Here is an 18018-nt window from a genome sequence, read left to right as displayed (position 1 = left end):
CGACGACCCGCATACCGGCTAGCGACGTCGCTCGGGCAGTCGCTCGGTGTCATCCCCGGGCGGGCGGCGCGTCGACTCCTCCCGGGGCGGAGCGATCCCGTGGCGTTCGCCCCACTCGTCGTAGCGGCGACGGAGCCGCTTCAGCTTCCGGAGGACGAACATCACGAGGAAGGCGCCGCCGATGAGGATGACCGCCGCGATCGCCGCCGCGAGCCACGGGTTGAGGAAGGCCAGGGAGACGACCCCGGCGACCGTGACGTCCTCGCCCGTGGACACCAGGACGTTGCTCACCGGCTCCGGCGAGGTGTTCACCGCGGCGCGGGTCCCGGCCTTGACCAGGTGCGCCGCCAGCGCCGTAAACCCGCCGGTGGCGGCGCTGAACGCCGCCTCGAGCGAGGAGAACTCGTGGCCGATGAGGTATCCGAGGGTCGCGCCCACCATCGGACGGATCACCGTGTGGACCGAGTCCCAGACCGAGTCGAGGTAGGGGATCTTGTCGGCGAACATCTCCAGGACGAACAGCACCGCGGCCACGATCATCACGTCGGTGCGCCCGAGGACCGCGGGGACCTGGCTGACCTCGAAGAACCGCTGGGCGATGCCGAGCATGAGGACGACAAGGTAGGCGTTGATGCCGCTCGCCCATCCGGTCGTGAAGACCCAGGGCAGGAGTTCCGTGCCCACGCCGTCCCCTCTCGTTCTCTGCCGTGGTCTACAACGCCGGGGCGACAGGCACCACTCCCCAGTTCGGTAACACTGTCGTCTCGACTGGTGGAGCTGGCTGGTTCGGGCTAGGTGGCCTCGCTAGGTGGCCTCGATGGGCTGGGCGCCGGTGATGCGGAGCAGCTCGTCGTAGGTCGTCGCGAAGACGGCGTGCGGATGGCCGGCAGCGGCCCAGATCGTGTCGTAGCGCGCCAGGCTGACGTCGACGAGGGTTCGGACCGGCCGCAGGTGGCCGACCGGCGCGACCCCGCCGATGGCGAACCCGGTCGCCTCACGGACCATCTCGGCGCTGGCCAGCTCCATGGCGTCCAGCTCGAGCAGGTCGGCGACCTTCGCCGCGTCGACCCGGTGGGCCCCGGAGGCCAGGATGAGCAGCGGCTCGGGCGGCGTATCGGGGCCGGCCGCCTGGGGAGTCGCGGCGAAGACGAGCGAGTTCGCGATCTGGGCGGTGATGACGCCGAGGTATGCGGCGGCTTGGGCGGCCGTGCGCGCGGCATCGTCCAGAACGACCACCTCGGTGGTGACGCCGAAGCCCGCCAGTGCCTCGCGGACGCGGGTGACGGCCGGGTGGGCGAGGATCGCGGCACGGGCCTGTTCGGGCGTCCCCGTCGGCGCGGTGGTCGTCGCCGCCGCGTCACCCGTGCCCGTCATGCCCGAACGGTAATGGCTGTCCTGGCCTCGACCGGGGTTTTCCCCAGCCGACGCTCCGGCGCACCCGGCGTAGCGTTGACCTCCTGGGAGGCGAGATGAGCATGACGTCGGCAGTGTCCGCATGGCGGTGGCGTCACGTGCTGCGCTCGCTCGACCGTCAGTGGCACCGCCGGCTCGAGGCCGACCTCGCCGGTGCCACGCCCCGAGACCGGACCGATCTCACGGCTCTGCTGGACCGGTATGACGACGACGACACTGCGGTGTTACGCGAGATCCTCTGGAGCCAGCAGGACGCGGCGCAGCGGCGCCGACGGCCGGCGGCGGGTTTCGCGGCACCGCTGTCCTGAACCCTCGTCGGGGTCGACGAGGGGCCTGTGGACGGCTCTTGACACGGTGTCCGACGGGGGTAGTACCGTAGGTCCAGTCGAACAGATGTACGAATATCTCGCGATCCGGTCGACGTCTCCTACCCGTGTCCACGTATGCCTGGAAGGGGCGATGTTGTCATGCGCCGATACAGCGACCCCGTCGAGGTCCGGTCGGGTTCCCGGCTCGGGGCGGTGCAGGGGACCGCCCCGAGACGCGGTGCCGAGTCGGTGCACGGCACGGTCGAGGTGGACGGTGTGGTGGACGGTGGAGGTGGCGGCCGCGAGGGGGTCGACATCGCCGGGCCGGAGGCGTTCATCTGGCAGGGCCGGCTCTACGTCGTCCGTCGCGTCCTGGCCCACTGGCGGGAGCGGCGTTCCTGGTGGCGCGACGCCCTCGACCCGGTGCCGGGCCAGCCGACCGGCATCGACGTCGCCTCGCGCGAGCAGCACGTGTGGCGGGTCGAGGCGAGCCGGGGTCAGTCGTTCGGGACCGGTGTCTTCGACCTCACCAGCGACGGGGCCGAGGGTCCCGACGCCGACTGGCGCCTCGTGCGTGTGGCGGACTGAGGAGTGTCGATGAGTGTGCCGATGAGCGTGCCGACGAGTGCCGTCCGCGGGTACCGGGTGTCCCGGGCTCCGCTCGCCTCGACCTCCCTCGACCTGCTCGACCGGTCCCGGGCCAGCCTGCTGCAGGCCTGCCGCACCGGTGACGCCGGTGAGCGCTACGTCGAGGCCCACCTCGGGGCCCTCCGAGCGGCGGCGGCGCTGCTCGCGGCCCGCAGCATCCCGAGTGGTGCCGCGCCGTCCGGAGCCGGACCGTCCGGGCGGTCCGGCGGGGCGGGAGGAGCCGGTGGGGCGGGGGGAGCCGGTGGGGCGGGGGGAGCCCGGGGGTCCGGTGGGTCCGGTGCCGGGTCATCGGGCGCGGGGGCGTCCGGTGCGGGGCGGCCCATCCGAACCAGGACGACCCGCTCGCGGCCGCGCAGCGTGTGGGAGCTGCTGCCGCGCGTGGCGCCCGAGCTCACCGAGTGGTCGGCGTTCTTCGCGGCCTCGGCCCGTCGCCGGGCGGCGGTCGAGCGAGGGAGCCGGATCACCGGCCGCGAGTCCGACGACCTGCTGCGCCAGGCGGAGAACTTCCTCGAGATCATCCAGGACCTCCTCGGCCTGCCGCGGGACGCGGCGCTGGCGCCGATCTCCCGCTACGTCGCACCGGTGTCCCGCTCCGGGGCTGTGTCCGGCGTGGGTTCGGGCGGTTCGGGCGGTTCGGGAGGCTCGGCCGGTTCGGGAGGCTCGGCCGGGTCGGCGAGGTCGGGGGTTTCGAGAGGTCGGGGCGGCGCGGCCGGGTCGGGGTCGACAGGATCGGGGGTTTCGGCGGGATCGGCGGGGGAGGCCGGTCGTGGGACGTGACGACCCCGACGGGCCGAGAGCCGAGTCCCGGGCGAGCCCTTCACCGAGTCGACCGGCGGGTCCACGAGTGGGTCCAGCAGCGGGTCCAGCGGCGGGTCCAGCGGCGACCTCGCGCGGGCGGGCGCGTCCAGCGGCGACCTCACCAGCCGGTCCAGCGGCGACCTCACCAGCGGCGACCTCACCAGCGGGTCCAGCGGCGACCTCGCGCGGGCGGGCGGCTGCCGGGCGACGGCTGAGTGCGGGCGAGACCTTCGTCCACCTCCATGTCGCGTCGGGATACTCGATGCAGTACGGCGCCTCCACTCCCGCCGCGCTGGTCCAGCGGGCCGTGGCGTGGGGTCAGCCGGCGCTGGCCCTGACCGACCGTGACGGCCTCTACGGTGCGGTGCGGTTCGTCCAGGCGTGCACCGAGGCGGGCATCGACCCGATCCTCGGCGTCGACCTCGCGGTCAGCGCCCCGACCGGTCGTCCGGACACCGAACGGCCGCGACGTCCCGCCCCTCGGCCGGCCAACCCCGCGTCCGGGCGCGAGGCGTCCGCCTGGTGGCCGTCGCTGCCGCCGCCGGCCGCTCGGCCGACCGGTCGCACCCGGCGCACCGGCTCGCCGGACGGCATCGGCCAGGGCGGTCCGGGCGCCCAGGGCGGTCCGGGTGGCTCGGGCTCCCGTACCCCGGTGCGGGGCGGGGCGATCGTCGACCACCGACGGCCACGCGTCACCGTGCTCGCTCGTGGCATGGGCTCCGGTCTCGACCCGGGCGCCGGGTGGGGTCGGCTCTGCCGGCTGGTCACCGCCACGCATCTCCGCGGCGAGCGCGGCGAACCGGTCGTCACCCCGGAGCTCATCGCCGAGCTGGCCACCGCGGCCGGGGAGCCGAGGGCTACCGGCGCCAATGGTCCCAGCCCGCTCGTCGTCCTCCTCGGTCCCGACTCCGACGTCGGCCGGGCCGTGCTGCACCGGCGACGCGGTGAGGCCGAGTCCGCGCTGGCCCGGTGGCGCGCCCTGCTGCCGCGCGACGCGCTGGTCATCGAGGTCGTCTGCCACGGCGGACCCGAAGGCTCCCCGGCCAGCCTCGGCCACGCCGCCCGGCTCTACGCCCTCGCCCGCGACCACGGCCTGCGCGTCGTCCTCACCGCCGCCGCCCGGCACGCCGACCCGCAGGAGGCCGCCGTCGTCGACGTCCTCGACGCCGCCCGCCGGCTCGTCGCGCTCGACGTGCGGCACCTCGACCGGATCACCACCGCCGGGCATCTCAGCCCGACCCCGTCGATGCACGCCGTCGCGTGCGACATCCTCGCGGCGTCCGGTCCCGGCCTGCAGGGGGGCGCCGCCCTGGCCCGCGAGGGGGCCCGCGACCTGCTCCGCTCGACCGTCGCGCTCGCCAGCGAGTGCGTCCTCGACCCCACGATCGACCTCGGCATCGGCTCGGTCCATCTGCCGGAGCAGACCGTCCTCGAGATCGAACCCCACGTCGACCCGCATACCGTCCTCACCGAGCGCTGCCGCGCGAAGGTCGGCGACGCCTACCCCGACGCGACCGCCACCGAACGGGAGGCGGTCGAGCGACGCCTCCAGGACGAGCTCGACGTCATCGCCGGACTCGGCTTCCCCACCTACTTCCTCACCGTCGCGACCGTCGTCGACCTCATCAAGGACCTGGGCATCCGCGTCGCCGCGCGCGGGTCGGGAGCGGGGTCGCTGGTCAACTACCTGCTCGGAGTCTCCGGGGTCGACCCGATGCGCTACGGCCTGCTCATGGAGCGATTCTGCTCGCCGCTGCGCGCTCAGCTGCCCGATATCGACATCGACGTCGAGGCGGCCCGGCGCACCGAGATCTACGAGAAGGTGCTGGCCCGGTTCGGCGGGGAACGGGTCACCTGCGTGTCGATGATGGACAGCTACCGCGTGCGGCACGCGATCCGCGACGTCGGCGCGGCGCTGGGCATGCCGCCGAGCGAGGTCGACGCGATGGCCAAGGCGTTCCCGCACATCTCGGCGCGCAACGTCCGCGGCGCCATCGCCGAGCTGCCCGAGCTGCGGGCCAGCGGCCTCAACGCACCGCGCCTCGACCTCATGCTCGACCTCGTCGAGCGCCTCGACGGCCTCCCGCGCCACATCGCCCTGCACCCCTGCGGCGTGGTCCTGTCCAACTCGCAGCTGCTCGACCGGACCCCGGTCGAGGCGAGCTGGATCGGGTTCCCCATGAGCCAGTTCGACAAAGACGACGTCGAGGCGCTCGGGTTGCTCAAGCTCGACATCCTCGGCATCCGGATGCAGTCCGCGATGGCCCACGCCGTCGACGAGGTCCGCCGGGTCGACCGCGTGAGCATCGACCTCGACGACCGCGACGACGTACCGCTCGACGACGAGACGACGTTCCGGATGATCCGCACGACGCACACCCTCGGCTGCTTCCAGATCGAGAGCCCGGGGCAGCGCGAACTGATCGGCAAGTTCGGACCCGAGTCGTTCGAGGACCTGATCACCGACATCTCGCTGTTCCGCCCCGGCCCGGTGAAGTCCGACATGATCGTCCCGTTCCTCAACGCGCGGCAGGGCTGGAACGCCCCCGAGTTCCTCCACCCGACGCTCATCCCGGCACTCAAGGAGACCGAGGGCGTCGTCGTCTTCCACGAGCAGGTCCTGCTCATGGTGGCCGAGACGACCGGCGTCACCCTGGCCGAGGCCGACGAGGTCCGCCGCGCGATGGGGTCGCCACGCGGGCAGGGGGAGGTCGAGAAGTGGTGGCGACCCGCGGCGCTCGCCCGCGGCTACCCCCAGGACGTGACCGACAAGATCTGGGAGGTCCTCAAGGCGTTCGCGTCGTTCGGATTCTGCAAGGCGCACGCGGCGGCGTTCGCCCTGCCCACCTACCAGTCGGCGTGGCTCAAGGCCCACCATCCGGCGGCGTTCCTGGCCGGCGTGCTCACCCACGACCCCGGCATGTACCCCAAGCGGCTCATCCTCGACGACGCCCGCAGCCTCGGCATCACGGTGCTCGGCCTCGACGTCAACGCCTCCCAGCAGACCTACGTCGTCGAGCGGCTCGATGGCGCAGATACGGCGGATACGGGGGATACGGCGGATACGGCGGATACGGCGGATACGGCGGATGCGGTTGATATCGGTCGGAATTCCGACCCTTTTCACCCACAACCAGCGCCGCTCGACCCTGACCTGCCGGACGGCAGCGCCTACGGCATCCGGATCTCGCTCACCGACGTCAAGGGGATCAGCGAGGCCGAGGTCGCCCGGGTCGTTGCTGCGCAACCGTTCCACAGCCTCGCCGACTTCTGGAACCGTGCTCACGTCTCGAGGCCGGTCACCGAACGCCTCGTCCTCGCCGGAGGGTTCGACACGATCTACGGCATCGACACGGTCGGCGCGGCCGTCGACCCCGGTCGCCCCCGACATCGGGGCCTTCGCGCGGCGCACGCCCCGGAGGGCGGTCGCCGTGGCGCCCGCGGCTACGGCTCGGCCGACGATGACGCGCAGGAAGTCGGTATGCGCGGGATCGGGCCCGATGGGGCCCGCAGCGACGCTCGGGACGGCGCCCACGGCGAAGCGGGGGACTCCGGTATGCGTGACGTCGAGCTCGACGCCAAGGGCTCCGGTATGCGTGACACCGAGTCCGGTGACGGCGCCGGTCCTCACTACGGACCGCTCACCACGTTGACGTCGGCCGGCTTGGGACGCCGCGGCCGGGTGACCCGTCGCGACCTGCTGCTCCACGTCGCCGAGCTGGACCGATGGTCACGGGCGACGGCGGTGGCGGGGAAGCGCGTCCGGACGGGGACGACGGCATCCCCGGCTTCACCGTGGGTCCCGTCGGCGGCGCCCGGCTCGGGGCCGGCCTCAGCACGTATGCCGGAACCGACCTCGTCCGACGTCGCCGCGCTGACCGGGATCGCCGGCCCGGCGTGGGAGTCGGGCGTCAAGGCACCGAACCGCCCGGTCAGCCGCGGCCGGCCCGGAGCCCGCTCACCGTGGACGGGCCAGCGGCTCGACGACGGAGGCGGGTCGACGCACAACGCGGTGGATCTTCCCCCCTCTGAGGGGCAGAGCTCACCGCCCTCGCCAGCCGCCACCAGTGCCGCCACCAGTGCCGCCGCCAGTGCCGCCGCCAGTGCCGCCGCGGCGCTGGCCACCCAGGCCGCGCCGTCCACGCATACCGGCCTCGACGTCGCCGCTCGCGCCGCGGCCCAGTCCCAGGCCGCGAAACGGGTCGTCCCCGCCTACGCCCAGCCGACTCAGCTGACCCTCGACCTCGGCGACACGCCTCGGCTCGAGAAGGGCACCGGACTGCCCGAGATGACCGGCCCGGAACGCGTCCGCGCCGAGCTCGACATCCTCGGCCTCGACGCGAGTGCGCACATCGTCGACTTCTACGGGCCAATGCTCGACGCCCTCGGGGTGACCAGGTCGACCGAGATCCTCGATACCCGCAGCCGAAGCGAGGTCCTCATCGCCGGTGTCAAGGTGGCGACCCAGACGCCGCCGGTCCGCAGCGGTCGACGAGTCGTGTTCCTCACCCTCGACGACGCGACGGGGCCGATCGACGCGACGTTCTTCGAGGACGCCCAGGGGCCCTACGCGACCACGGTCTTCCACTCGTGGATGCTCCTCGTCCGCGGCATCACCCGCCGGACCGGCCCGCGTGGGATCTCGGTCCGCGCCACCGGGGCGTGGGAGCTGTCGGCGCTGTGGGACGCGTGGACCCGCGGCGGGCTCGAGGCCGTCCTCGCCGCGCTGGAGGCCGAGGACCGCGAGGTGCTGGCCCGCAACGACGCCGCCCTCGCCGCTGCCGTGGAGGCCGACGGTCGCGACATGCCGGTCGCCGCGCGGGTCGGCAGAAGCGGTGGCGGTCGCGAACGCGGCGGGGATGCCGCCGATCTCGAGTCCTACACCGGCCTGCCGCGGGGGGACCGCGACAACGCCGACTACGCCGCACGGTTCGAGCGGGACGCCGAGGACTCCCGCCACGCCTCGCGGGCCGGCGGCATGGGCGGTGGCGGCTCGCTTCCTCCGGGCCGGGCCGCGGCGCCGGGCGCGCGGCGGGTCCTCGTCCACGCGTCCGGCTTCCGGCAGTCGCCCTACGCCGACGTCAGGCCGGCCGGGGCGGACACCCGCGGGGCCCGGGCCCTCGCGACGCCACGGACGGTTCCGGACGCCGTCCCCGGAGCCGACGCCTCGGGTATCGCCACACAGCGCCCGCCACAGCGCTCTCAACAGCGCGACGGACAGCGCGACGGACAGCGCGACGGACAGCGCGACGGGCAGCGAGGCGACGAGGAGAGCGCGGACGTGACCCCCGACGACATGCGCACCCTAGGCACGCCACCCCGCAAGCTCTGGCACGCCAGCCCCGGAAGCTCAGGGCACTAGGGTGAGCCCGTCCAGTGCGGCGGCTTTGCCGTTCACCCGGACGCCGACCGGACGCCGGAGAGGACCGACGACGTGGCCGACGAGCGACGCGACCGTCCCGAGACGCCCGCCCTCCGTGCTACCGCGTCCTCGTCGCCACGGACCCACGTCCGCAACCAGGGCGTCTGGGACGCCGTGGTCGAGCTGGTCCAGCAGCGTGAGGCCGACCTCGGTCGCCCCCTGCGGGTCCTCGACCTCGGTGGCGGTTCGGGAGGCCTGGCCGTCCCGCTCGCCGAGCTCGGTCACGACGTCGTGGTCGTCGACCCCAGTCCGAACGCCCTCGCCGCCCTGGAACGCCGCGCCGCCGACTTCGGCGTGGCCCACCGCGTCACCGGACGACAGGGGGACGCCGACAGCCTGGTGTCCGAGAAGGGCGAGAGCGTCGACCTCGTCTGCTGCCACGGCGTCCTCGAGGTCGTCGACGACCCCGCCGCGGCCCTGGCCCAGATCGCGGCCGTGCTCACCCCGGACGGCCACCTCTCCCTCCTCGTCGCCGGACGGCTCGCCGTCGTCCTGGCCAAGGCTCTCGCCGGCGAGCTCGGCCAGGCGCGCGAGGCGCTCACCAGCCCCGACGGCCGCTGGGGGAAGGGCGACCCGCTGCCGCGCCGGTTCGACGTCGAGGGCCTGGTCACGCTGCTCGACGTCGCCGGCTTCACGCCGCTGCAGGTCCACGGCGTCCGCGTCTTCACCGACCTCGTCCCACCGAGCGCGCTCGACAGCGCCGCCGACCGCGCGGCCGTCGCCGACCTCGAACGCGCCGCGGCCACCCACCCGCACTACGCCGAGGCGCTCGGCTCCCTCGGCGCCGGCATTCATGTCATCGCCCAGCGGTCCTGAGGTCCACCGCTCGACCCGCCGGTATGCGCCGCGTCCCCCTCGGCGCGCGGGTCGCCGTGCGAGCCCGTCACGTGCGAGCCCGTCACGTACGAGCCCGTCACGTACGAGCCCATCACGTACGAGCCAGTCGAGTCACCCTCGCGGTCGGTGGGAACGATGAGCCGTCGCCAGTACGCCGCACCCCGGCGCACCGGGGCCGGTGAACCGGACGACACCGGCTGCACCGTGCTCCACGTCGACATGGACGCCTTCTACGCGTCGGCGTCCCTCATCGACCGGCCCGACCTGCGTGGCAAGCCGGTGGTCATCGGCGGTGGCGGGAACCGGTCGGTGGTGCTGTCGGCGACCTACGAGGCGCGCCGGTTCGGCGTGACGTCGGCGATGCCGATGGGCAAGGCCCGCCGGCTCTGCCCGCAGGCGATCGTCATCGAGCCCGACTTCACCCGCTACTCCCAGATCTCCGACGCGATCATGGCGACCTTCCACGCCGTGACCGACATCGTCGAACCGCTTTCCCTCGACGAGGCGTTCCTCGACATCGCGGGCGCGCAACGCCGGCTCGGGCGCCCGGCACGGATCGCGCAGTGGGTCCGCGACACCGTCGCCGACGAGCAGGGGATCACCTGCTCGGTGGGCGTGGCGTCGACCAAGTTCGTCGCGAAGCTCGCGTCCAGCCTGGCCAAGCCCGACGGCATGATCGTGGTCCCGCAGACCGAGGTGCTCGGCTTCCTCCACCAGCTGCCGGTTGGCGCCCTATGGGGAGTGGGGGAGCGAACCGAGGAGGCCCTCACCCGGCTCGGGCTGCGCACCGTCGCCGACATCGCGCATACGCCGGTGGAGACGTTGCGGCGGGGCCTGGGCGACGTCGCGGGCGCTCACCTGCACGCGCTGGCCTGGGGTCGCGACGAGCGGACCGTGGTCCGCGAGACGCGCGAGAAGAGCATTGGGTCCGACGAGACGTTCTCCCACGACATCGACGACCCGGTGGTCATCCACCGCGAGCTGCTCCGGCTCAGCGACCGCACCGCCGCGCGGGTCCGGGCCGCCGGGATGATGGGCCGGACGGTGACCATCAAGGTGCGGTTCGCCGACTTCACCACGATCACGCGGTCCCGGACCCTGCGCGACCCGACCGACGTGTCCCGCGACATCTACGCCACGGCCCGGTCGCTGTTCGACGCTCTGGGCCTCCAGCGCGCCCGGATCCGGCTGGTCGGGGTGCGGATGGAAGGCCTCGTGGAGGGGGAGGGGGCCGCCATCCAGGCGACCCTCGACGAGCCCGAGCACGGCTGGCGGGACGCCGACAAGGCGGTGGACCGAGCCAGTGCGCGGTTCGGCGCGGGGGCGGTCCGCCCGGCTGCCCTGGTCCGCGACCGGAGTGATGCCCCCAGGTCGCCGGCGGCCGCGGCCGCGCAGGCTCGGGCTGACGTGTCGCGCGCGGTGAGGAAGCCCCGTCCCGCGGGACGGCCGGAGCGCCCACCTCACCCAGCGGGTGGTGGCGATGACCTACCGACATGACAGTCTGCTGACGTTTCGACCCCGCACTCGGATTGGGGTACGTGCTCCTCTCGCGCCGACATATCCTTAAGACTTACAGTGACTGTCACGTGACTGATGAGTAGGACGTCGACGCCGACGGGGTCGTCGCTCGAACTTTTCGCAGCGTCCGTTCGTCCTACCAGGTGACGGTCGTGCAAGGGAGGTTGACCGGTGCCGCTGTCCGAACATGAGCAGAAGGTGCTCCAGGCCATGGAGCAGGCTCTGTATGCCGAGGACCCCCGTTTCGCGACCCACATCACGAACCACGGTCTGCATCCCGGCAAGCGCCGCATCATCGTCGGCGTTCTCGGGGTCGTCATCGGACTCGCCCTGGTCGTCCTCGGTGCCTTCAACGCGCTGATCTGGCTTGGCGCGATCGGTTTCGCGCTCATGGTCGCCGGCGGCGCATGGGCGTTCACCCCGGCCAAGAAGTCCGTCCTCGGCGCAGTCGGCCCGGACGGTGCCGTCCGTCGCACCGTGTCCGGCGAGACCCGCAAGGCCGGCCCCAAGTCGGGCGGCTTCATGCAGCGGCTCGAGGAGCGCTGGGACAAGCGCCGCCACGACGAGTGGTGACCCGCCACTCCTGCCGGCCCTGACGGCCGCCGACCGGCCCTGACCCGACCGGATCCCACCGGAACCACCCCGAACGATCTGACAGCACGGTTCGATCCCGAGCCGTGCTGCTGTCTCTTCGCCGTCCTAGAGCCCGGGGATACCCAGCCGCCACACCCCGACCAGCCACAGCCCGACGATCAGGAACCCGGCCACCAGCTCGATGCCGATCGACATCATCACGGCCTTGAGGGCGTGACCCGTCGACCGCCAGGCCACCCGCGCGTCGCGCTGCCGCCCCAGCTCGACGAGGAACACGCCGAGGACGAACCCGACCGCTGCCCCGACCACGGGGATCACGAAGAAGCCGACGATCGCGAGGATGACGGCCAGGAAGAGCGTCGAGGTCTTGACGCCGGCGTCCTTGAGCCGCCGCCCCGGCACGAGGTACTGCGTGACCAGGCCCGCCGCATACACGACGCCACAGAGGGCGAAGACCAGCCAGGACCACCGGTTGGGGTGGTCGAACGCCCACAGCGCCGTCGCCAGCCAGACGAGCAACAGCCCGGGAAGCACCGGCACGACGATGCCCACCAGGCCCACCAACATCAGCAGGCCCGTCACGATGACCGTGGTCATCGGACGGGCCTGGTGCCGTGGCGAGCCGTATCGGTCACGCCAGGACTCTACGCAGGATGCTCAGCCGAGCACGTCCTCCGCAGTGAGCCGGTCGGACTCATCGTGGATCTCGCTCGCGTGCGCCTGCAGCTGGGGCAGGTGCTGGCGGCCGTGGTGGGCACAGAACAGGAGCTCACCGCCGCTGTTGAGGCGGGCGCGAATGTAGGCCTGGGCACCGCAGCGATCGCAACGATCTGCTGCGCTGAGGCTCGGGGCCAGTGTTGCGTTCACGTCTGCCTTCTCTCTGGGTGTTCGGGGGTGGCGGCCCGGGGTTCGGACCGTCCGTCATCTCGCGACGACGTCCCCGTTGACGTCAACCGTGCGTCGCTGGTGGTGACGTCCGGTACTCCGCTTTCAACAGTCAAGCACGGCTCTAACTTCCCTCTGTGGATTCGCTCGCCATCTGGCCGACGATGCGCCGAACCGTGATGTTGTTGTGAGGCATTCGTCACAGTTGGTGATACAGACGGGAGCAGCGGTCGCGATGCCGGGAAGGACCGCCTTCGGCCGTCTCGTGCCACGATGGTTCGACGCTTCAGTGACCGCCACCACCCGAGGGCGACTGGACCTCGGCGCCCACTCAGCGGATCACCGCCGGGATCCCGCCTCGATCACGGGCACCCCGCCGTCCGGCACGGTCGGTGCGCCGTATCACTTCACCGTCACCGTCACGGGCGCACCGACACCGACGGTGACCCTCAATCCCGGGCCGCAGCGGACGACCACCACGACACCCACCGCGACGTCCACCACGACCCCCGGCACGACGACCACCTGGTCCGCTGCGGGTGCCGGGTCGGGCTCACCACCGTCCGGCTCCTCAGCGGCCGCGTACCCGCCCCTCGCCGGCACCGGTATGCCCCGTGGGCCAGCTGGTCGGCGCCGCGGCCGTCCTGCTCGTGGCCGGCGGTGTGCTGCTCGTGTTCTCCCGATGCCGCTTCTCCCGACGCCGTCGTACTACCGGCTGGGGCGGCCTCAGCCCGGCAGGATGAGACACGAGTCGCCGAACTCGTGCCACGCATACCCCTGCTCGACGGCCGCGTCGTAGGCGTTCTGCGTCAGCTCGGCGCCGGCGACGGCCTCGACGAGCAGCAGGTGCGACGCCTCGGGGTTGTGCCAGCCGGTGACGAGGCCGTCGACGACCCGCACCGGTCGGTTCGGCCCGATGACGAGCTCGGTCCAGCCGCCGGCCGCCTCGACCAGCCCGTCGACCTCGGCCGCCGACTCGATCGCGCGGGTCGCGGTGGTCCCGACCGCCACCACCCGGCCGCCCCGGGACCGGGCCGCGTTGACCAGCGCAGCCGTGTCGGCCGTGACCTCGAACCGCTCGGGCTGCGGTGACTCGCCGGCGTCCTGGGATGAGACGCCCGTGTGGAGGAGGACCGGCGCGACGAGCACGCCCGAGCGGACCAGCCGGGTGACCAGCCGGTTGGTGAACGGCCGCCCAGCGCTGGGCATCTCGGCGCTTCCCGGATCGCGGGAGAAGACCGTCTGGTAGTCGCGCAGCGGGTAGCGGCGGTCGAGGTACCCGTAGGCGATCGGACGGCCAACGCGCCGAGTCAGCCCGGCCAGGTCCCCGGTGACCGACGCGCGCCACAGCCGGTTGCCGTGCCCCGTCGGGGACGACCCCAGCGCGGGGTAGCCGTCGACCAACGTGGCGACGACTCCTTCGCCGAGGTGCACCTGCTCGCCGGACCGGGCGTCCAGGACCGGCGACGCGGCCGCCGGCGCACTCCGCAGCTCGACGACCCAGCTCGCGTCCCCGGCTTCGCCGTCGGCCCAGTCCAGCGGTGTCGCCAGGTGGACCACGAGGTCCCCGTGGCGCGGGGACCACGCGTCGACCTCGCGGGCCTCCGTGGCCGAGGTGTTGACGACGAGCACGTCGCCGCGGCGCAGGAACCGTCCGATGTCGCGGAAGTGGACGTCGTCGAGGCGGTCCGGCCGCGCGACCAGCAGCCGCACCCCGTCCCTCGGGATGCCGCGGGACTCGGGCGGGCCGACCGCCGTGGTGTCCTCCGGAGAGGGGAACCGAGTCGTCGGGGCGACGGGGAGGGCGGTCACGCGAGCACCTCCCGAACCGCATACTCGCTGGCCCGGTACCGCCCACTGGGGGGCGCCGTGTCGAGGAGCCGGAGCAGGGCGGGGACGACGGACTCCGGCACCGGCCGATCGCTGATGTCCTCGCCGGGGAACGCCGCCTGATGCATGGCGGTGCGCATGTCGCCCGGGTCGACCGCGTACCACCGCAGGGCCGGCTGCTCGGCCGCGAAGGTGCCGACGAGGTGATCCAGCGCGGCCTTGCTCGCGCCGTAGGCGCCCCAGCCTTCGTAGTGCTCGACGGCGGCGTCGGAGGAGATGGCGAGCACGGTGCCGTGGGCCGCGACGAGGTCAGGGATCAGCTGCCGGGTGAGCGCCGCCGGGGCCACGACGTTCGTCTGCAGGACGGTCTCGAAGGTGTGCGGGTCGAGGTCCTCGAGCCGGGGCTGCGGGCTGCCGCCGAGCTCGCTGGCGTTGTGGACCAACAGGTCCAGCGGTCCGTGGAAGCGAACGGCCGCTGCGAGCTCCGCCCGATGGGCGCGGTCGGCGACGGACCCGGCGACGGCCTCGACGGTCGTGACCCGGGCGAGCTCGGTGGCGACCTCGGCCAACCGGTCGGCGCCCCGTGCGTCGAGAACAAGGGTCCAGCCGCGCTCGGCCAACGCGGTGGCCAGCGCGCGGCCCAGTCCCGCGGACGCGCCGGTGATGAGGGCAGTGGGTGATGTCGTGGTCATGCACCCATCGTCAAACTTCAAGTTGACTTGAAGTCAAGGGTAAACTCCACCGCATGGCCAAGGACCCGCTCACCGTCTCCGAGGTCGCCCACCGCAGCGGCTTCGCTCCGTCCGCGCTCCGGTTCTACGAGGAGAAGGGACTCATCGAGGCGTCCCGCACCTCGGGCGGCCAGCGCCGCTACGCCCGTGCCGTCCTGCGCCGGCTGGCGTTCGTCCGGGCCGCCAGCAACGTCGGCCTCAGCCTGGACGAGATCGCCGCCGAGCTCGACACCCTGCCGCACGGCCGTACCCCTAACTCGGAAGACTGGCGCCGGATCTCCGAGGACTGGCGGGCCCGTCTCGACGAGCGGGTCGCCGCCATCGAGGCGCTGCGCGACCGGCTCGACGGGTGCATCGGCTGCGGGTGCCTCTCGCTGGGTACCTGCTGGCTCTATAACCCAGACGACGTCATCGGCACTCGGACCTCGGGAGCCGGCCGGCTGCCCGAGCTGCTGCGTCGGCCGGGCGCGCGTGAGCGTGAGGCGGCGGGGGCGCAGCGCGGCCTACCCGGGTCGGTCGTCGCCGGGGGATAGCCTGCGGGCGAACCAACGGACCGAAGGACGAGAGTGGCCAGCGCTGCAGCACGACCGAGCACCAACGGGGACTACACCGCACGCCATCTGCAGGTCCTGGAGGGTCTGGAGGCGGTGCGCAAGCGCCCCGGGATGTACATCGGCTCGCGCGACAGCAAGGGCCTCATGCACTGCCTCTGGGAGATCATCGACAACGGGGTCGACGAGGCGCTGGCCGGCGCAGGCAACCGGATCGAGGTCGTCCTGCACGCCGACCGCTCCGTCGAGGTCCTCGACCAGGGCCGTGGCATCCCGGTCGACACCGAACCGCGGACCGGGCTCTCCGGGGTCGAGGTGGTGTTCACCAAGCTGCACGCCGGGGGCAAGTTCGGCGGCACCTCGTATGCGGCCACCGGTGGTCTGCACGGGGTCGGCGCCTCGGTCGTCAACGCGCTGTCGGCCCGCCTCGACGTCGAGGTGGACCGCGGCGGCAAGACCTACGGGATGAGCTTCCGGCGCGGCGAGCCCGGAACCTTCTCGGACCGCGCGGGCAAGGGACCCGACGGGACCTTCACCGCATACGAGAGCAAGAGCGCGCTGCCGGTCGTCGGCCGGGCCAAGCGGGGCGTGACCGGATCCCGGGTCCGGTTCTGGCCGGACCACGAGATCTTCGAGCCGGGCGCCGAGCTCGACCTGGAGCAGCTGACCGCCCGGGCGCGGCAGACGTCGTTCCTCATCCCCGGGCTGGCGCTCGTCATCCGCGACGAGCGCGGCCTGCCCGGGACGCCCGGTGCGGACGGCGTCCACGAGGAGACGTTCGTCCACCACGGCGGGATCACCGAGTTCGTCGACTTCCTGGCGCCCGACTCGCCGGTGACCCAGGTGTGGCGGCTGCAGGGCTCAGGCACCTTCACCGAGAACGTCCCGGTCCTCGACCCGGCGGGCCACATGACGATGACCGAGCTGACCCGCGAGTGCCTCGTCGACGTGGCGCTGCGCTGGGGGACCGGCTACGACGCGAAGGTGCTCTCGTTCGTCAACATCATCGCGACGCCCAAGGGCGGCACCCACGTCCAGGGGTTCGACCAGGCGCTGGTCAAGGTGTTCCGCAAGCAGCTCGAGCTCAACGCCCGGCGGCTCAAGGTCGGCAGCGACAAGGTCGAGAAGGAGGACATCCTCGCCGGCCTGACCGCCGTCGTGACGGTCCGGCTGGCCGAGCCGCAGTTCGAGGGCCAGACCAAGGAGGTCCTCGGCACCTCGGCGGTGCGCGCCATCGTCGCCCGGGTCGTCGAGCAGGAGCTCACCGACCGGATCAGCAACCCGCCGCGCGGCGGGAAGCTGGAGGCGGCCAACCTCCTCGAGAAGGTCGTCTCGGAGATGAAGTCGCGGATCAGCGCGCGGCTGCACAAGGAGACGCAGCGGCGCAAGACGGCGCTCGAGTCCTCCTCTCTCCCGGCCAAGCTCGCCGACTGCCGGACCCACGACGTCGCGCGCTCGGAGCTGTTCATCGTCGAGGGCGACTCGGCGCTGGGCACGGCGAAGCTGGCCCGGTCGTCGGACTACCAGGCCCTGCTGCCCATCCGCGGCAAGATCCTCAACGTCCAGAAGGCGTCCATCGCCGACATGCTCAAGAACGCCGAGTGCGCCGCGATCATCCAGGTCATCGGAGCGGGGTCGGGGCGCACGTTCGACCTCGACTCGGCGCGCTACGGCAAGGTCATCATCATGAGCGACGCCGACGTCGACGGCGCCCATATCCGGACCCTGCTGCTGACGCTCTTCTTCCGCTACATGCGCCCGCTCGTGGACGCCGGCCGGGTGTATGCGGCCATGCCGCCGCTGCATAGGCTCGAGGTGATCAACGCCGGCAGCGCGAAGAACGAGTACATCTACACCTACAACGAGGCCGAGATGCGGCGCACCCGCGCGTCGATCGAGAAGCGCGGCAAGAAGGTCAAGGAACCGCCGCAGCGCTACAAGGGTCTCGGGGAGATGGACGCCGACCAGCTGGCCGACACGACGATGGACCCGCGCCACCGCACGCTGCGACGCGTGACGCTCGGCGAGGCGGAGCAGGCCGAGCGGATCTTCGACCTGCTGATGGGCAACGACGTGGCCCCCCGGAAGGACTTCATCATCGACTCGGCCGCCGCCCTCGACCGCGCTCGCATCGACGCCTGAGTCGGCCGCCGAGCCGCCGTCGTGGGGTGTGAGTGGTTCCGGAAACACGATCGGAACCGCCCGACACGGGTCTGGATATCCCTCCCTGGATGGCATAGGTCATGGAGCCGAAGCACCCCTCAGGGTTCGTCCGCGTCGTGGACGTACGGCCTGTGGGGAGCCTTGGGGGGTCGGGACCCGCAAGAACCTCCCCGCGGCCGTGGTTCCGGCGGTCACCAGACGAAGGGGACCAGCCGCTGATGGGTCGCGGCGTACTCGCGGTACGCGGCGCCGACGTCGCTGCTCAGCGCGCGCTCCTCGACCGTGATCCGGTAGACCAGACCCGCGGTGACCGCCACGAC

Annotated in this window: 16 protein-coding genes; 9 read left to right on the top strand and 7 right to left on the bottom strand. The window is 72.6% G+C overall.

All coding sequences use genetic code 11. From position 1 onward, the window contains the following. Nucleotides 1-18: 18 nt before the first annotated feature. A complete protein-coding gene (locus VIG79_RS00870) occupies nucleotides 19-684 on the bottom strand; it encodes a DUF4126 domain-containing protein (RefSeq protein WP_331880921.1) in 666 nt (221 codons plus the stop codon). A 120-nt stretch (nucleotides 685-804) separates the two neighbouring features. Beyond that, nucleotides 805-1374 (bottom strand): YbaK/EbsC family protein, encoded by a 570-nt coding sequence (locus VIG79_RS00865; protein WP_331880919.1) that lies wholly within the window; start codon nucleotides 1372-1374, stop codon nucleotides 805-807. Nucleotides 1375-1475: 101 nt separating this feature from the next. On the opposite strand from VIG79_RS00865, the gene VIG79_RS00860 reads away from it, so the two are divergent. The 7 genes from VIG79_RS00860 to VIG79_RS00830 all read left to right on the top strand — a co-directional run bounded on the left by VIG79_RS00860 (nucleotide 1476) and on the right by VIG79_RS00830 (nucleotide 11517). Continuing rightward, complete coding sequence (locus VIG79_RS00860; RefSeq protein ID WP_331880916.1) at nucleotides 1476-1721, top strand: hypothetical protein; 246 nt, start codon at nucleotides 1476-1478, stop codon at nucleotides 1719-1721. A gap of 159 nt (nucleotides 1722-1880) precedes the next feature. Beyond that, nucleotides 1881-2309 (top strand): DUF6504 family protein, encoded by a 429-nt coding sequence (locus tag VIG79_RS00855; protein WP_331880913.1) that lies wholly within the window; start codon nucleotides 1881-1883, stop codon nucleotides 2307-2309. A gap of 9 nt (nucleotides 2310-2318) precedes the next feature. After that, nucleotides 2319-3146, top strand: coding sequence for an SAV_6107 family HEPN domain-containing protein (locus VIG79_RS00850; RefSeq protein WP_331880911.1), 828 nt, complete (start codon nucleotides 2319-2321; stop codon nucleotides 3144-3146). Between the two features lie 283 nt (nucleotides 3147-3429). Continuing rightward, the gene (locus tag VIG79_RS00845) at nucleotides 3430-8529 is read left to right on the top strand and encodes a PHP domain-containing protein (RefSeq protein WP_331880908.1); all 5100 of its coding nucleotides are present in this window, start codon (nucleotides 3430-3432) and stop codon (nucleotides 8527-8529) included. Between the two features lie 72 nt (nucleotides 8530-8601). After that, nucleotides 8602-9405: a methyltransferase gene (locus VIG79_RS00840; protein WP_331880906.1), complete on the top strand. Its 804-nt coding sequence runs from the start codon at nucleotides 8602-8604 to the stop codon at nucleotides 9403-9405. Nucleotides 9406-9561: 156 nt separating this feature from the next. Next, nucleotides 9562-10923: a DNA polymerase IV gene (gene dinB, locus VIG79_RS00835; RefSeq protein ID WP_331880956.1), complete on the top strand. Its 1362-nt coding sequence runs from the start codon at nucleotides 9562-9564 to the stop codon at nucleotides 10921-10923. A gap of 192 nt (nucleotides 10924-11115) precedes the next feature. Continuing rightward, nucleotides 11116-11517, top strand: coding sequence for a DUF3040 domain-containing protein (locus VIG79_RS00830; protein ID WP_331880903.1), 402 nt, complete (start codon nucleotides 11116-11118; stop codon nucleotides 11515-11517). A gap of 126 nt (nucleotides 11518-11643) precedes the next feature. Here VIG79_RS00830 and VIG79_RS00825 read toward each other — a convergent pair whose 3' ends face one another. The 5 genes from VIG79_RS00825 to VIG79_RS00805 form a co-directional block, all read right to left on the bottom strand. Continuing rightward, nucleotides 11644-12135 (bottom strand): DUF456 domain-containing protein, encoded by a 492-nt coding sequence (locus tag VIG79_RS00825; protein ID WP_331880900.1) that lies wholly within the window; start codon nucleotides 12133-12135, stop codon nucleotides 11644-11646. Nucleotides 12136-12195: 60 nt separating this feature from the next. After that, nucleotides 12196-12405, bottom strand: coding sequence for a DUF7455 domain-containing protein (locus VIG79_RS00820; protein ID WP_331880897.1), 210 nt, complete (start codon nucleotides 12403-12405; stop codon nucleotides 12196-12198). A gap of 420 nt (nucleotides 12406-12825) precedes the next feature. Next, nucleotides 12826-13026, bottom strand: coding sequence for a hypothetical protein (locus VIG79_RS00815; RefSeq protein ID WP_331880895.1), 201 nt, complete (start codon nucleotides 13024-13026; stop codon nucleotides 12826-12828). Between the two features lie 123 nt (nucleotides 13027-13149). Continuing rightward, nucleotides 13150-14235, bottom strand: coding sequence for an S-adenosylmethionine:tRNA ribosyltransferase-isomerase (locus VIG79_RS00810; RefSeq protein WP_331880892.1), 1086 nt, complete (start codon nucleotides 14233-14235; stop codon nucleotides 13150-13152). Next, on the bottom strand, nucleotides 14232-14945 hold the full coding sequence (locus VIG79_RS00805) for an SDR family oxidoreductase (protein ID WP_331880889.1): 714 nt from the start codon (nucleotides 14943-14945) through the stop codon (nucleotides 14232-14234). The genes VIG79_RS00810 and VIG79_RS00805 overlap by 4 nt, the downstream gene beginning before the upstream one ends. A gap of 53 nt (nucleotides 14946-14998) precedes the next feature. Here VIG79_RS00805 and soxR point away from each other — a divergent pair, with 53 nt between their 5' ends. Continuing rightward, nucleotides 14999-15517, top strand: coding sequence for a redox-sensitive transcriptional activator SoxR (gene soxR, locus VIG79_RS00800; protein ID WP_331880886.1), 519 nt, complete (start codon nucleotides 14999-15001; stop codon nucleotides 15515-15517). A gap of 33 nt (nucleotides 15518-15550) precedes the next feature. After that, nucleotides 15551-17677: a DNA topoisomerase IV subunit B gene (locus VIG79_RS00795; RefSeq protein ID WP_331880883.1), complete on the top strand. Its 2127-nt coding sequence runs from the start codon at nucleotides 15551-15553 to the stop codon at nucleotides 17675-17677. The last annotated feature ends 341 nt before the right edge of the window (nucleotides 17678-18018 follow it).

Origin of the sequence: Lapillicoccus sp. (assembly GCF_036559105.1) — a bacterium.
In the GTDB taxonomy this organism is placed as follows: Bacteria; Actinomycetota; Actinomycetes; order Actinomycetales; family Dermatophilaceae; genus Lapillicoccus.
This window is presented reverse-complemented; position numbering and strand designations above follow the sequence as displayed.

Coding starts and splice junctions, on each gene's coding strand:
- soxR (WP_331880886.1), top strand. CDS start 14,999: ATGGCCAAGGACCCGCTCACCGTCTCCGAGGTCGCCCACCGCAGCGGC.
- VIG79_RS00825 (WP_331880900.1), bottom strand. CDS start 12,135: ATGACCACGGTCATCGTGACGGGCCTGCTGATGTTGGTGGGCCTGGTG.
- VIG79_RS00860 (WP_331880916.1), top strand. CDS start 1,476: ATGACGTCGGCAGTGTCCGCATGGCGGTGGCGTCACGTGCTGCGCTCG.
- VIG79_RS00845 (WP_331880908.1), top strand. CDS start 3,430: ATGCAGTACGGCGCCTCCACTCCCGCCGCGCTGGTCCAGCGGGCCGTG.
- VIG79_RS00855 (WP_331880913.1), top strand. CDS start 1,881: ATGCGCCGATACAGCGACCCCGTCGAGGTCCGGTCGGGTTCCCGGCTC.
- VIG79_RS00850 (WP_331880911.1), top strand. CDS start 2,319: ATGAGTGTGCCGATGAGCGTGCCGACGAGTGCCGTCCGCGGGTACCGG.
- VIG79_RS00865 (WP_331880919.1), bottom strand. CDS start 1,374: ATGACGGGCACGGGTGACGCGGCGGCGACGACCACCGCGCCGACGGGG.
- dinB (WP_331880956.1), top strand. CDS start 9,562: ATGAGCCGTCGCCAGTACGCCGCACCCCGGCGCACCGGGGCCGGTGAA.
- VIG79_RS00805 (WP_331880889.1), bottom strand. CDS start 14,945: ATGACCACGACATCACCCACTGCCCTCATCACCGGCGCGTCCGCGGGA.